Annotated in this window: 11 protein-coding genes; 6 read left to right on the top strand and 5 right to left on the bottom strand. The window is 71.1% G+C overall.

The window, feature by feature from the left end; translation table 11 throughout:
• The first annotated feature begins 27 nt into the window (after nt 1-27).
• Complete coding sequence (locus ACIHFD_RS31330; RefSeq protein ID WP_350740783.1) at nt 28-753, top strand: YcnI family protein; 726 nt, start codon at nt 28-30, stop codon at nt 751-753.
• A gap of 51 nt (nt 754-804) precedes the next feature.
• Here ACIHFD_RS31330 and ACIHFD_RS31325 read toward each other — a convergent pair whose 3' ends face one another.
• From ACIHFD_RS31325 to ACIHFD_RS31315, 3 genes are read right to left on the bottom strand one after another with little or no spacing between them, the layout of a single operon-like run.
• Nucleotides 805-1818 carry an ABC transporter permease gene (locus ACIHFD_RS31325; protein WP_397369929.1) on the bottom strand — a complete coding sequence of 338 codons (1014 nt, stop codon included), beginning with the start codon at nt 1816-1818 and terminating at the stop codon, nt 805-807.
• Complete coding sequence (locus ACIHFD_RS31320) at nt 1805-2803, bottom strand: ATP-binding cassette domain-containing protein (RefSeq protein ID WP_397369928.1); 999 nt, start codon at nt 2801-2803, stop codon at nt 1805-1807. The genes ACIHFD_RS31325 and ACIHFD_RS31320 overlap by 14 nt, the downstream gene beginning before the upstream one ends.
• Nucleotides 2800-3978, bottom strand: a complete 1179-nt coding sequence (locus ACIHFD_RS31315) for an outer membrane lipoprotein carrier protein LolA (protein WP_397369927.1) — start codon at nt 3976-3978, stop codon at nt 2800-2802. Before ACIHFD_RS31315 ends, ACIHFD_RS31320 begins: the two co-directional genes overlap by 4 nt.
• A 127-nt stretch (nt 3979-4105) precedes the next feature.
• On the opposite strand from ACIHFD_RS31315, the gene ACIHFD_RS31310 reads away from it, so the two are divergent.
• Nucleotides 4106-4780: a response regulator transcription factor gene (locus ACIHFD_RS31310; RefSeq protein ID WP_397369926.1), complete on the top strand. Its 675-nt coding sequence runs from the start codon at nt 4106-4108 to the stop codon at nt 4778-4780.
• A complete protein-coding gene (locus ACIHFD_RS31305; protein WP_350740773.1) occupies nt 4773-6119 on the top strand; it encodes an ATP-binding protein in 1347 nt (448 codons plus the stop codon). Before ACIHFD_RS31310 ends, ACIHFD_RS31305 begins: the two co-directional genes overlap by 8 nt.
• Before the next feature lie 34 nt (nt 6120-6153).
• On the opposite strand, the gene ACIHFD_RS31300 is transcribed toward ACIHFD_RS31305, so the two are convergent.
• Nucleotides 6154-7023, bottom strand: coding sequence for a LysR substrate-binding domain-containing protein (locus ACIHFD_RS31300; protein WP_397369924.1), 870 nt, complete (start codon nt 7021-7023; stop codon nt 6154-6156).
• Nucleotides 7024-7615: 592 nt separating this feature from the next.
• Between ACIHFD_RS31300 and ACIHFD_RS31295 the strand changes: the two genes are divergently transcribed.
• Both ACIHFD_RS31295 and ACIHFD_RS31290 read left to right on the top strand, forming a co-directional pair.
• Nucleotides 7616-8632 carry a neutral zinc metallopeptidase gene (locus ACIHFD_RS31295; RefSeq protein WP_397369923.1) on the top strand — a complete coding sequence of 339 codons (1017 nt, stop codon included), beginning with the start codon at nt 7616-7618 and terminating at the stop codon, nt 8630-8632.
• A gap of 312 nt (nt 8633-8944) precedes the next feature.
• Nucleotides 8945-10354, top strand: a complete 1410-nt coding sequence (locus ACIHFD_RS31290; protein ID WP_350740768.1) for an LCP family protein — start codon at nt 8945-8947, stop codon at nt 10352-10354.
• Between the two features lie 41 nt (nt 10355-10395).
• On the opposite strand, the gene ACIHFD_RS31285 is transcribed toward ACIHFD_RS31290, so the two are convergent.
• Nucleotides 10396-12432 (bottom strand): spermidine synthase, encoded by a 2037-nt coding sequence (locus ACIHFD_RS31285; RefSeq protein WP_397369922.1) that lies wholly within the window; start codon nt 12430-12432, stop codon nt 10396-10398.
• Nucleotides 12433-12615: 183 nt separating this feature from the next.
• Between ACIHFD_RS31285 and ACIHFD_RS31280 the strand changes: the two genes are divergently transcribed.
• Complete coding sequence (locus tag ACIHFD_RS31280; RefSeq protein WP_397369921.1) at nt 12616-13974, top strand: S8 family peptidase; 1359 nt, start codon at nt 12616-12618, stop codon at nt 13972-13974.
• Nucleotide 13975 lies beyond the last annotated feature (1 nt).

Here is a 13975-nt window from a genome sequence, read left to right as displayed (position 1 = left end):
TCCCCGTACACCAAGTGGAGTTCCCGCATGTCCTTCGCACGCCGTGCGGCGACCGTGCTCGCCGCCGCCACCGCCCTCACCGTCGGCCTCGCCATCCCGGCCCTGGCCCACGTCACCATCCAGCCGGGCACCGCCGAGCAGGGCGGATTCACCAAGGTCGCGTTCCGGGTGCCGAACGAGCGCGACGACGCCTCGACCACCAAGATCGAGGTCTCCTTCCCCGTCGACCATCCGCTGGCCTTCGTGTCGGTCAAGCCCCTGCCGGGCTGGGACGTCAAGGTCACCCAGGGCAAGCTGCCCAAGCCGGTCAAGACCGAGTACGGCGACCTCGAAGAGGCCGTGACCAAGGTCGTGTGGTCCGGCGGCAAGATCAACCCGGGCGAGTTCCAGGAGTTCGAGGTGTCCATGGGGCAGTTGCCCAAGGACACGGACTCGCTGGTGTTCCCGACGAAGCAGACCTACTCCAAGGGTGAAGTCGTGGACTGGTCGGACGCGCCCAAGACGGACGGGACCGAGGCGGAGCACCCCGCCCCGACGCTCAAGCTGGTCCCCGCGAGCGGGGGCGACGAACACGGCATGGCCTCGGCGCCGGCCTCGGCCGCTCCGGCCGCCGCCGCTCCCTCGGTGACGCCGGTGGCGGCCACGTCGGCCTCCGACGGCACCGCCCGCCTGCTCGGCGGCGCCGGCCTCGTGGTGGGCGTCATCGGCGTCGTGATCGGCGCGCTCGGCCTGCGCCGCCGTCCCGCCGCCTGACGTTCCCGGCGTCCCGCGCCCCGGCCGTCCGCGGTCGGGGCGCTGCCGCTGTCAGGAGGTGATGTCCTTGCCGGAGAAGCGCGCCCAGGCGATCGAGCCGAACAGCACGATGTACGCCCCGAACGCCAGCAGCCCGTCCCGCAGGCTCCCGAAGTCGATCGGGCTGCGCAGCACGGCGTCGAAGTTCGTGAACTTGGACGGCAGCAGATAGGGCGTGATCGAGCCCAGCTCGGGGATCGCCCGGAGCACCTGGCAGACGATGACCAGCACCATGGTGGCCGCGATGGCCCCGATGGACACCTCGGTGAACGTCGACAGCGCCACCGCGACCGCGGCCAGGGCGGCCATCCCGGCGCCGACGTACCCGACGGCGATGAGGATGCGCAGCAGCCCGTCGGCCATCGAGATCGTGCTGCCGGACAGCAGCGTCACGTCCCCGGCCGGGAAGAGGATCAGGCCCGTCACCAGCGCCGTCAGGGCCACCACAGCGGTGACCGCGTACGCGAAGACGACCGCGTTGAGGTATTTGACCAGCAGCAGCCGGGTACGCCCCGCAGGGGCGGCCAGCAGGTAGCGCAGGGTCCCCGCGCCGGCCTCGCCCGCGATCGAGTCGCCGGCCACGACGCTGACGGCGACCGGCATCAGCAGCAGCACCAGGAACGAGAACGACACGAACGTCAGCATCAGGCTGTTGCCCACGACGTCCTGGACGAGCCCGCCCATCCCCTCCTCGGAGGCCACGAGCCGCAGCGCCACGCCGATGACGATCGGCACGACGCCGAGCACGGCCAGCATCATCAGGTTGCGCGGCCTGCGGAACGTCAGGCCCAGCTCGGAGCCGAGCAGCCGCCAGAACGCCCACGCCCTCCCCGCCGCGGGGGCGGGAGCGGAAGCGGACGGCTCCGGCGGGCGGCGTTCGGTGGTGCGCATGGACTCCGCGACGGGCACCAGCCCGGGCGTGCGGCGCTCCTCCTGGGTCTCTGCCCCCGTGGTCCCGACGGCGGACCCCAGGGTCCCCGCCGTCCCAGCGGTCGCCGTCCCAGCCGTCGACTCAGCCGTCGACATCGAAGCCCTCCCCTGTCAGTCCCACGAACACGTCCTCCAGGCTCGGCCGCACCACGGCCAGCCCGCGAACGGCCACGCCCTCCCCCACCAGCGCGGCGTTGACACGCTCCGGCGCGTGGCCGCCGAGCTCCGCCGTGACCTCCCCGCCCGAGGTCAGCACGTCGGCGAGGCCGAGCGTGCCGAGCACCCGCGCGGCGTCCGCCACGTCCGGCGTCTCCACCCGGACGCGCGTCACGAGCCCGCCGTTCAGCGAGGCGATCGTGCCCTGCGCCACGAGCTTGCCGGTACGCATGATCGCGGCGTGCGTGCACATCTGCTCCACCTCCGCCAGCAGGTGGGAGGAGACGAAGACCGTGGTGCCGTCGGCGGCGATCTCCTTGACCAGCGCGCGGACCTCGCGCGTGCCCTGCGGGTCGAGCCCGTTGGTGGGCTCGTCCAGGATGAGCAGCTCGCGCGGCCCCAGCAGGGCGGCGGCGATGGCCAGGCGCTGGCGCATGCCGAGCGAGTAGTTGCGGAAGCGCTTGGCGGCCGCGGCCGACAGGCCCACGCGGTCGAGCGCCTCGGCGATGCGCCGCTTCGCGCTCGCGCGGGGCGCGGTCGGGTCGGCGGAGTCGAAGCGCATCAGATTGGCCGCACCCGACAGGTACGGGTAGAAGGCCGGCCCCTCGACCAGCGCCCCCACCTTGGGCAGGGCCTGGGCCTGGGGCAGTCCGAGCACGGAGTACCCGCCCGACGTCGGCGCGACCAGGCCGAGCAGCATGCGGATCGTGGTGGTCTTGCCCGAGCCGTTCGGCCCCAGGAAGCCGAACACCGAGCCGCGCGGCACGGCCAGGTCCAGCGTGTCCACGGCGACCTGGCCGCCGCGGAAGCGCTTGGTCAGGCCCTCCGTGACGATCGCGAACTCCCCCGCGTTCATCCCCTGGGGCACCCCCGGGGGCAGGGCCGCCCCGGAGGGCGCCCCTGCTTCCTGCGTGACGGTGGTCACTTGGTGCCCGCCGCCTTGGTGATCTCCTCCGGGGTGACCGCGCCGACCAGGAGACGGCCGTCGTCGGTCAGCAGGGCGGTGACGAGCTTGGTCTTGATCAGCTTGCCGGAGCCCCACGTGCCGCTCACCGGGGTGGCGGACTTCAGCACGCTGTCGATCAGCGCGCTCGGATCGGCACCCGCGCCCCCGCCGGGGCCCTGACCGTGGCTGCGTCCCTCGCCACCGTCCGACGGCGTCGCGGTCTTCAGGTCCGACAGCGAGAACGGCACGACCGCCACGGTCGTCCAGCCCTGCCCCACGACCTTCGCCCGCTCCGCGACGTCCTTGGCGTGCTCGGCGCGATCCGCCGCCACGTCCTGGTCCATGCCGGCCCCGAGGGTCTTCTCCTCCACCTTGGCGCCCGCGGGCGGGGTGAAGGTGAAGTTCTCGGCCGCCGGCGGCGTGAACGTCACCTGCGTGAACCCGACCTGGAACGCCGGCTCCGCCGAGCCCTTGGCGTAGACCTGCACCTGCAGCGGGACGTACGTCTCGCCGTCGAGCGCGATGCGGATCTCCTGGACCAGCGAGCCCGCGTCCTTGGGCGCCAGCACGAGCTGGTAGACCGGCCGGCCCGCCACCTGGGCGGTGTTGATCACGCGGACCGCCGTGTGCTGGTCGACGTTGGCCAGCAGGTGCTCGGCCACCTGCTGCGGCGTCACGTCGGTCGGCCGCGGCGTGGGCAGAGCGCGCTTGTCCTGCCCGGTCTCCGCCTTGATGGTCAGCTTGGTGGCCGTGTTGGTGGCGCTCTCCCAGTACCAGCCCGTGTCGCCGTTCACGATCAGGTTGGTCTCGTTCAGCTGGGTCGGCAGGGCCACCCGCATCTTGCCCTCGCCGCCGTACCAGACCTTCACCTCGTGCGAGCCGGACAACAGGCTCAGCGGCGACGCCTCACCGGTCTGCGGCAGCGCCGGCAGGCCGAGCGAGGCCGTCTGCTGCACCGTGCCGGACATCGGCGCGATGCCGCCTTCCTTGCTGGTCGCCGCCGCGGCGTCGGCCAGCAGCTGCTGTGCCGACCGCTCCGGCAGCACCGGGGCGCCGCTCACCGCGGCTATGACGGGGCCGGCGCCGATCGCGGCTCCGATCACGGCCGCCGCCGCGATCGGCACTCCCCACCTCACGAACGTGCCTCTGCGCATCTCACTCCTTAACGGTATGTCGATGTTCAGAGCCTGCGTGATGCATCCTTAGGCGGACCTGAGACTGTCTGAGACGGCTCTCAGCCTTCTCAGCGTTGTCTCAGGGCGGGAACAGGAGAATTGCCACATGAGAGTACTTGTCGTCGAGGACGAGCGGCGGATGGCCGCCGCGCTCCAGCGGGGGCTCCAGGCTGAGGGGTTCGCCGTGGACCTCGCCCACGACGGCGAGGAGGGCCTGCACGCGGCCAGGCAGGGTGACTACGACATCGTGGTGCTCGACATCATGCTGCCCCGGCTCTCGGGCTACAACGTGTGCAAGCAGCTGCGCGCGGAGGAGAACTGGGTGCCGATCCTCATGCTGTCGGCCAAGGACGGCGAATACGACATGGCCGACGGGCTCGACCTGGGCGCCGACGACTACCTGACCAAGCCGTTCTCGTACGTGGTGCTGGTGGCCAGGCTCCGGGCGCTGCTGCGGCGCGACGCGGGGCGGCGGCCGTCGGTGCTGGTGGCCGGCGACCTGTCGCTCGACCCGGCCCGGCGCAGGGTCGAGCGGGACGGGAGCTCGATCGAGCTGACGCCGAGGGAGTTCGCGCTGCTGGAGTACCTGATCCGGCGGCGGGACGAGGTCGTGTCGAAGGCGGAGATCCTGGAGCACGTCTGGGACACCTTCGACACCGACCCGAACGTGGTCGAGGTGTACGTCGGCTACCTGCGGCGCAAGATCGACGTCCCGTTCGGCAGGAACGCGCTCCAGACCGTGCGCGGCGCGGGCTACCGGCTGGCGGGCGACGGTGGCTGACTCCCCGCTCGTCTGGTGGCGGCGGCAGGGGCTGCGGTTCAGGCTCACGGTGGCGGCCGCCGCGGTGCTCGCGCTGGCGCTGGCCGTGTCGGCGTCGGTGCTGGTCAGCGTGCTCGAACGGGCGCTGATGGACACGGTGGACGAGTCCACCAGGCAGACGGCGCAGGCCGTGCGCGTGGCGGCCGACGCCGGGACGCTGACCAGCCCGATCACCACGCACGACGGCACGATCGTGCAGGTCATCGACGCCGGCGGGCGCATCACGCACGTGACGTACGGCACCGACCGGCTGGTCCCGCTGCTGGACGCCAAGGCCCGGGACAAGGTGCTCAAGCGGGGGCAGGCCACGCTCCTGGACGGGCGGCCGTACGCGGTCCCGGGGTTCCTGCGGGTGATCGTGCTCAGCGCGGACCGCGGGCAGACCGTCATCGCGGCCCGGCCCATCAGCGAGATCCAGACCAGCCTGGTCACGGCCGGACGGGTGCTGCTGGTGGGCACGCCCGCGCTGATCGTGCTGCTCGCGGTGGCGAGCTGGCTCATGATCGGCCGTACGCTGCGCCCGATCGCGGCCCTGCGCAGGGGCGCGGCGGACATCACGCACACGGCCAGGTCGCGCCGGCTGCCGGTGCCGCAGTCGCGTGACGAGGTGTACTCGCTGGCCACCACGCTCAACGGCATGCTGGCCAGGCTGGAGGAGGCCGAGCAGCGCCAGCGGGCGCTGGTCTCCGACGCGGCACACGAGCTGCGCAGCCCGCTGGCCAGCATCAGGCTGCAGCTCGAGGTCGCGCTGGGACATCCGGAGGGCCAGGACTGGCGGGAGACCGCCGAGGGCGTCCTGGAGGACACGATGCGGCTGTCCAGGCTGGCCGAGGACCTGCTGGCGCTGGCCAGGCTGGACGAGCGCGGCGGCGTGCCCGCCAGGCGGGAACCCGTCGAGCTGGACGAGGTGGTCCGCCAGACCGTCGACAGGTACGCCGAGGCGCGCCTGACGGTGTGCGACCCGGTCGTGGTGCGCGGAGACGCCCTCGACCTGAGCCGGGTGCTGACGAACCTGATGGACAACGCGGTACGCCACACCTCTTCCAAGGTCGAGGTGGCCTTGACCGCGGACGGAGTGCTGACGGTGACCGACGACGGGCCCGGCATCCCTGAGCAGGATCGCGAGCGCGTCTTCAATCGGTTCACCAGGCTGGACTCCGGGCGCAGCCGTGATGAGGGCGGCGCCGGGCTGGGGCTGGCGATCGTACGCGAGACCGTGCGTGCGCACGGCGGCACGGTCGTCCTGGAGGACGCCGCGCCTGGACTGCGGGCCGTGGTGCGGTTGCCGGTCTCCCGGTAGGGGGTTGGTTAACTCTGGATCGTTCCTAATCGGGTCAGGCCGCTGTCCCCTTTTCCGCGGTGGACAGGAAGTCCTGGGCGATCAGCGGCAGGCGGCGGCGGGCGTGCACGACGGCGATGACGCGCCGTACGGCGGGTTCGAGCGAGCGCACGATCAGGCCCGCGCGACTGGCCTGTTCCGCCAGGCCGCGGTACCAGAGCAACGACGCCTGGCCCGTGCGTACCGCGTTGAGCCAGCCGTTGCGCTCGTCGGTTTCGAGCACGACCACGGGACTCACCGAGTACTTGCCGAACATCGCGTCCAGCTCCCTGCGCCGCACGCTGCCGCGGGCCGGCAGCGCCAGGCGCATGCCGTGCAGCTTGCCCATCGGCACCGGGTTGGGCAGGTCGAGCCCGGGCGGGGAGATCAGCACGATCTCCTGGCGCTCGAGCGGATGGGTGATCAGGTCCGTGGGGACCGGGAGATCGGTGAGCCCGAGGTCGGCCCGCTGATCTCTGATGGCGCTGACGACGCCGTCTCTGCCGTCGCAGCGAACGATGTGCACGCGTACTCCCGGATGCTCGGCCGCATAAGCCGGGAGCAGCCGCCCGGCCAGGCCGGGTTCGAGGCTGGGCGTGGACGCGATGCGGAGCTCCGCTTCCGTGACGCCGCTGTGGTTGGCCAGGCCCTCGATCTCGTGAACGGCATCGAGTGCCTCCCTCGCCAGCTTGACCACGCGACGGCCCTGCGCGGTGACGACCACGCCACGGCCTGAACGAGCGAAGAGCGTCATACCGAGCTCCCGCTCCAGATCGCGGATCGCGCGGGACAGCGCAGGCTGCGCGATGTAAAGCGATCTTGCCGCGTCGGTCATGGTGCGGTGCTCCGCAGTCGCGACCACATAGCGGAGCTGCTGGAGATTCATGCCAAAGAAGCTAGGGCAACGCCCGCCGCGCGGACCGGGAGATAACCGAGATCACCTCGAATGATTTCGGACCGTAACCGATCACTGCTACATCCGTGACGGGTGAGAAATGAGTATGCTTTTGCCCCAAATTTGGCAAGGGTCCGGCAAGTCGCGGCGCAAAGCCATCGATTCCAGACAACCGGGCGAACGGGGAGACACGGTGACAGGGAACGGGCATTATCCACCCCCGCCACAGGGGCCAGGGCAGCCACAGAGGCCTCCCTCATTGCCGTGGCCGCCGCCGAACTACCGCCAGCCGCAGCCGCCGAGCCGGCAGCCGTACCCGACGCCTCCGCCGCCTCCCCCACCGCCTCCCCCGCCCCCGGGACCGCCTCCGCAGGGGAACCCGTACCAGCAGGCGCCGCCCCACCCTCAGGGGCCCGCTTACCCGCAGCAGGCCTATCCCCAGGGCGGCCCGCAGTACCCGCCACCGCCGCCACCCTACGGGCAGCAGCAGCAATACCGGCAACCGCCGCCCCCGCCTCCGCCACCCCCGCCGCCCCCTTTGCCGCCGGCGCAGTGGGGGCCGCCGCAGCGCAGGAAGTCCGGCATGGGCGTCTTCGGCGTGATCGGCGGCGTGCTCGGGGGGATCGCCGCGCTGTTCGTGCTGATCGTCATCGCGTCGGCGCTGTTCAAGAGCGCGTCGAGGTCGGAGACGACGACACCGGTCGCGATCCCGACGTACGAGCCGTCCGAGCGCGACACCAGCGACCCGTTCCCGACCCGCACGCGGCAGCCGACCCCGACGGAGTCCGACTCGCCGACGCAGCAGCCCACCCAGGAGGAGACCCAGGAGCCGGAGACGACCCCGACGCAGCCTCCCCAGGTGACGCTGAACACGAGCCTGAAGAGCAACACCATGTACCGGGCGGGCTCGCTGCCCAGGCTGAGCTGCTCCGGCGGGAGCGCCGACATCTTCAACCACAGTCAGCTCAAGGCGCTGATCCTGAAGACCGGCAAGTGCATGGACCGGGCGTGGGGGCCGATCCTGGAGAAGCAGGGCATCCAGTTCAGCGCGCCCAACTACGCCATCGCCGCCAAGCGGGGCCGGGGCGCGTGCGGCGACTATCCGTCGGCCGGGAGCATGGTGCCGTACTACTGCCCGCGCAACAACACGATCTACGCCTCCACCTCGGCCATGTCCCGGGGCAACGGCAACGCCCGCGGGTACGGCCAGATCATCCAGTGGCACGGCGGCATCATCAGCATGATGGCCCACGAGTACGGCCACCACATCCAGAACATCACCGGCCTGATGGACTCCTGGTGGCGCGCCACCCTCGACTCCTCCGGCCAGAGCGGCAAGCTGGCGCTCAGCAGGCGGCTCGAGCTGCAGGCGACCTGCTTCGGCGCCATGTGGATGCGGTCGGTGGCGGCGACGTACCCGGTGAACACGTCCCTGCGCAGCCGCCTGTTCTCGTTCTACGCCCAGGTGGGCGACTATCCGGGGTGGCCGCGCGACCACGGCACACCCGCCAACAACAACCGGTGGTTCCGGCAGGGCTGGGAGCGGGACAAGACGTACCAGTGCAACACCTGGATGGCGCCGTCCTCGACCGTCTCCTGAAAAAAGTTACGACCTACCCAAAACCCCATAAACGCGGCCCATCGTGCACGTAGTGTTCATCTCAGCTTGGGCACATGTCTCTGATGTCCAGATATGGGGACTAGAATCCTGGCAATCTTGTGCCCAACGGGGGGCAACGACAGTTTTGCCTGGTAGGCGTGTAAGGAGCCGGGTGTGAGCAATCGCGATGGGGCAGAAACCGTGCCAGGGGGCAACAAGAAACGGCGGCCCGTTCGCCGTCCGCGCCCTGGCTCCTCCTCCCCTCGCTTCGCCAAGCCCCTGACGACCGGATCCGTACTCGGGTGGACCGCTTTGTCCGCCATCGCGCCCGGCGCCGCACATCTGCGCGCCGGGCGCCGCCGTACCGGGCTGATCCTCCTCAGCGTGTACGCGGTACTGCTCCTTGCGGCCCTGGCCTTCGGGCTGACCCGGAACATGCAGAACCTCACCGCGTTCGCCGGCGACGGGATGATGATGACCGTGGTCGTCGTGGCCTCGGTCCTCGCGCTGCTGTGGTTCGCGGTGCTGGTGACCTCGTACGTCGCGCTCGGGCCCAACCGCCTCAACCAGCAGGGCCAGGTGCTGACCGGCATCGTCGTCGGGGTGCTGTGCGTGGCGGTGATGTCGCCGTTCGCCCTGACCGCCAACTACGTGCTCACCGCGCGGGAAGCGATCAAGCAGATCTTCCCCTCGACACCCGACCCCGAGGCCCCCGCCCCGGTCAAGGAAGGCGAGGACCCGTGGGGCGGCAAGGACCGCGTGAACTTCCTGCTGATCGGCGGCGACGCGGCCGGCAACCGCACCGGCGTGCGCACCGACAGCATGAACGTGGCCAGCATCGACCTCAAGACGGGCAACACCGTCCTGTTCAGCCTGCCGCGCAACCTGCAGCACGTGCGATTCCCGCCGACCTCGCCGCTGCACAAGCAGTTCCCGAACGGCTACATGGCCGAGCTCCCCAACGGGGGCCTGCTCAACGAGGTCTGGCAGTACGCCAACGACAACCCGCAGCTCATGGGCGGCAAGAACAAGGGCCCCCGGGCGCTGATGGACGCCATCGGCTACACGCTGAACCTCAAGATCGACTACTACATGCTGATGAACATGTACGGCTTCGCGGACCTCGTCGACGCCATCGGCGGCCTCAAGATCCGGGTCGAGCAGGACGTCAAGTGGGGCGGCCACTTCGGCACGGCGGGCACCATCAAGGCGGGCTACCGGAAGCTGTCGGGCGAGCAGGCTCTCTGGTACGGCCGCTCCCGGGTCAACAGCGACGACTTCTCCCGCATGGCCCGCCAGCGCTGCGTCATCGGCGCCTTCGCCCAGCAGGCCACCCCCACCGTGATCCTCACCAACTTCACCAGGATCGCCGGCGCGGCCAAGCGGCTGGCCCAGACGAACATCCCGCAGCACCTGGTGCAGCCGCTGGTGGAGCTGGCCGTCAAGGTCAAGGACGCCCGGATCACGAGCCTGCAGTTCGTGCCGCCGGAGTTCTACTCGGGCCGGCCTGACTGGGCGAAGATCCGCGTGGCCTCCAGGAAGGCGATCGCCGACTCCGGCCGGCCCGCCCGCCAGGCCCAGACGGCCAACGTGAGCGCGTCCCCGAGCGTCACGTCCTCGGCCACGCCGACCCGTACGCGCCAGGCGGCGGCGCCCACGCAGACACCGACCAGGAACACCCAGAAGGGCGCCAAGTCCCTCGACGAGCTCTGCGGCCTGTAACCACGGCACCGGCGGCGGGGAATCCCCCGCCGCCCCGGCCGTCAGGCGGTGACCGACTTCCGGGGCAGCAGCACCATCGCCCCGATGTAGAGCACCGCCGCCACGATCAGCAGCCCCTTGTACCCGATCACCAGCGCCGCGTACTCCAGGCAGCCGCCCACCATGGCCCCCAGCAGGTTCGCGCCGAAGGAGGTGGTCGCGTCGGCCGTCTCGGCGAAGCGCTTGGCGAAGACGACGTTCGCGGCGAAGATCGGCAGGAACGCCACCACCACGGCCGCCACCGCGCGCAGGGGCACCGGCAGGGACAGCAGCCACGAGTTCGGCACCAGCCAGGACAGCAGCAGGCCCGCGAGCAGCACGCCGTACATGACGGGCAGCGGTGGGGTGCGGAAGTGGCGGGTGACCTCGACGGCGGCGAGGACCGCGACCAGGACGCCGGCGAAGACGATCGCGTTGACCACCCACGTGGTGCCGAACAGCAGCGCGAACCCGGTCACGCTCTTCGTCTCCAGCAGCATGAACGCCACGCCGAGCAGGAACAGGTCCGCGTACGGCCGCATCCGCTCGTAGGGTCCGGCGACGACGCGGACGGCGAAGAGGCTGACGATGAGGATCAGGCCGAGCGTGATGATGTAGATCGGCGGGATCGTGGCGTCCTTGAGGTAGAGGAACGGCCGGTCGTCGTTGGCGGGCTGCGGGGTGCCGGGGGCGGCGCCGGGCCACTCCGACGCGCAGCGCTGCGCGTCGGCCGTCACGCCCGCCGTGATGACGGCCTGCTGGCCGGCGGTGCTGACGACGTCGACGCACGGCTTGTGGCCGAAGGCGCTCTGCATGGTGGAGGCGAGGCGGTCGACCAGCCAGCTCTCCCGGTAGTAGTTGTACATCGAGAAGGTGCCGCCCGGCTTGAGGTGGGCGCGGGCGGCCTTCATGGCCTCCTCGGTGAACAGGTAGCTCTCCAGACGCAGCGAGCTCGCCCCGGAGACGAGGGTGAGCGAGTCGGGCAGGGCGAAGAGGATCAGGTCGTACTTGCCGCCCGTGCGCTCGAGGAAGGCCCGCCCGTCGGTGATGTGGGTGGTGACGCGCGGGTCGTCGTACGGCTTGTCGGGGTGGACCGAGCCGCCCAGCTCGCGCAGCTTGGGGTCGATCTCCACGGCGTCCACCCGGTTGGCGCCCTTGGACAGCGCGATGGCCACGTCGGTGCCGCTGCCCGCGCCGACGATGAGCACGTCCTTGGGCGGCTTGCTGGTCCGCTCGTACGGCAGGCCGTACTGGGCCTCCCACTGCAGCCGGGCGGCGGCGGGCACGGCCTGCTGGTGCGGGATGCCGTTCACGGAGATGTCGGTGACGGGCACGCCGAGCTGGGTGAGCTGGCGCGCGGTCACCTTGTAGTACGGCGACCAGATGGCCCCGGCGGTCAGCGTCTCCATCAGCAGCAGCCCCACCACGGCCAGCGAGGGCACGGTCACCAGGCCGAGGTAGAGCGAGCGCGGCCGGGGCATGAGCAGCAGCCCGTAGCAGATGGCCGCGACCAGCCCCCAGAACACCGGCGGCGCGCTCAGGAACGACAGCGCCGTGAACGCGGCGATCCCGCTGAGGCTGCCGATCAGGTCGTAGCGGTAGGCCTCCAGGCGCGGCAGCTCGGGGAAACAGCGCCCGACGAGCTCGGCGGGGCCCATGACCACCAGCGCGGCGGCGGCGAAGATCACCGGCAGGATCAGCCACGCGGGCGGGCCGCTGGTGGACAGGCTCGTCCAGTACAGGACGCCCTCGGTGTTCCTGTCGACGGTCACGGGGAACGTCAGGACGACGGCGACCAGGACGGCCAGCACCACGGGCGAGTAGTACGGCTGCCGCCGCGACCGCCCCACGCGCAGGAAGCCGAGCCCGATGCCCAGGAACGAGCCGAGTAGCACGAAGTTGGTGAAATAGCTGAGGTGGACGATGTTGGACCCGGTCCACCGGATCAGCGCCAGCTCGAGGAACAGCATGAAGGCGCTGGCGAGGACGAGCCTCGGCCGCACCGCCAGCCAGTGAGCTTTTTCTCCGTCGTCGACCGGCATCTGCGCCTGGAGCGTCATGATTCGACACCGTAGTGAACAGACCGGGAACACGGAAGCCTGACGCCCCGGAAGAAATGTCATCCGGTTCGCACTAATTAGGGTATTTGCGCAGGTCAAACCCGTGAAAGGCGCTGGACGCCGGGGCGATGAATGGAGGAATCTTGGGGAGTTCATTCCCTCCACGAGATTCGGTGGTGACACATGCGGGTCCTGATCCAGCTCCGCCCCTCCCCCGATCTGGTCGCGGCCGTCGCCGACCCGGATCAGAGCGCCACCACGGCCGACGTGGCCGACGGGCTGCCCGGGGTCGAGCTCGACACCGCGTACGTCCCCGTGGCGGTCGCGCGGCCCGTCCCGATCGCCGGGGGCGACCCCCTCTCGCTCAATCAGCCGCTCGACTTCTCGCTGGCCGCCGAGGACGCCTCCGTGCTGGTGCGCGGCACCATCTCGGACGACGAGCTGGCCTCCAGGGTCACGCTGCTGCCCGCGCTGCGGCCCGACGTGGTCGGCGTCTACGCCGACCCGGTGATCGCGACCACGCGCACGTGCGGGGGCGACCCGCCGGTCGGCACCTGGCACGACGTGGAGCGGCTGCTGAACGTGCCGGGGCTGAGCGCCGAGGGCCTCGACGGCAGCGGCGTGGCGCTGGCCGTGCTCGACACCGGGATCAACGCGGCCCACACCGCCAGGCAGCTCGGCAGGGGCGTCACGCTGGACGCCGAGCGGTCCTGGAGCCCGCAGGGCGTGTCGGGCAAGGCGGGCGAGTTCGAGGTCGATCACGGGACGATGTGCGCGTTCGACACGCTCATCGCCGCTCCTCAGGCGTCGCTGATCGACATCCCGGTCCTGCTGTCCACCCGGCCCGGCGGCTCGGCGCTGGACGGGCTGCTGTCGGACGCGGTGTCGGCGTTCGCGCACCTGCGCAGCGTGCTCGCCGCCCAGCCCGCCGAGACCAGGGCGCTGGTGGTGAGCAACTCGTGGGGCTCCTTCTCCCCCGAGTGGGACTTCCCCGTCGGGCATCCGGGCAACTACTCCGACAACGCCGCCCACCCGTTCAACCTGATGGTGGCCGAGCTCGACCGGGCGGGCGCCGACGTGCTGTTCGCGGCGGGCAACTGCGGCACCCAGTGCCCCGACGGCCGGTGCGTCTACCCCAACCGGCCCATCGTCGGCGCCAACTCCCACCCGAAGGCCCTGTCCGTCGGCGGCGTCGACATCAACGGGGAGCGCGTGGGCTACTCCTCGCAGGGCCCCGGGCGGCTGACCGCCCGCAAGCCCGACTTCTGCGCCTACACCCACTTCTCCGGGTCCAAGGCGTTCGGCGACGACGAGCCCGACTCGGGCACCTCCGCGGCGACGCCGGTGGCCGCCGGGCTCGTCGCCGCCGTCCGCACCCTGTGGCCGTCGACCCGGCTGTCGCCCACCCAGCTGCGGGCGCTGCTGCGGCGCACCGCCGAGGACCGCAGCGAGGTGGGCTTCGACTACGACTATGGCTACGGGAACGTGGACCCGGCGGGGATCATCGCCGCGCTGCGGCGGCGCGCCAGGAACGCGGCCTGAA

The organism is Nonomuraea sp. NPDC051941 (genome assembly GCF_044593615.1).
The sequence above is the reverse complement of the archived record's forward strand: the minus strand, read 5'-3'. Positions and strand labels throughout refer to the sequence as shown.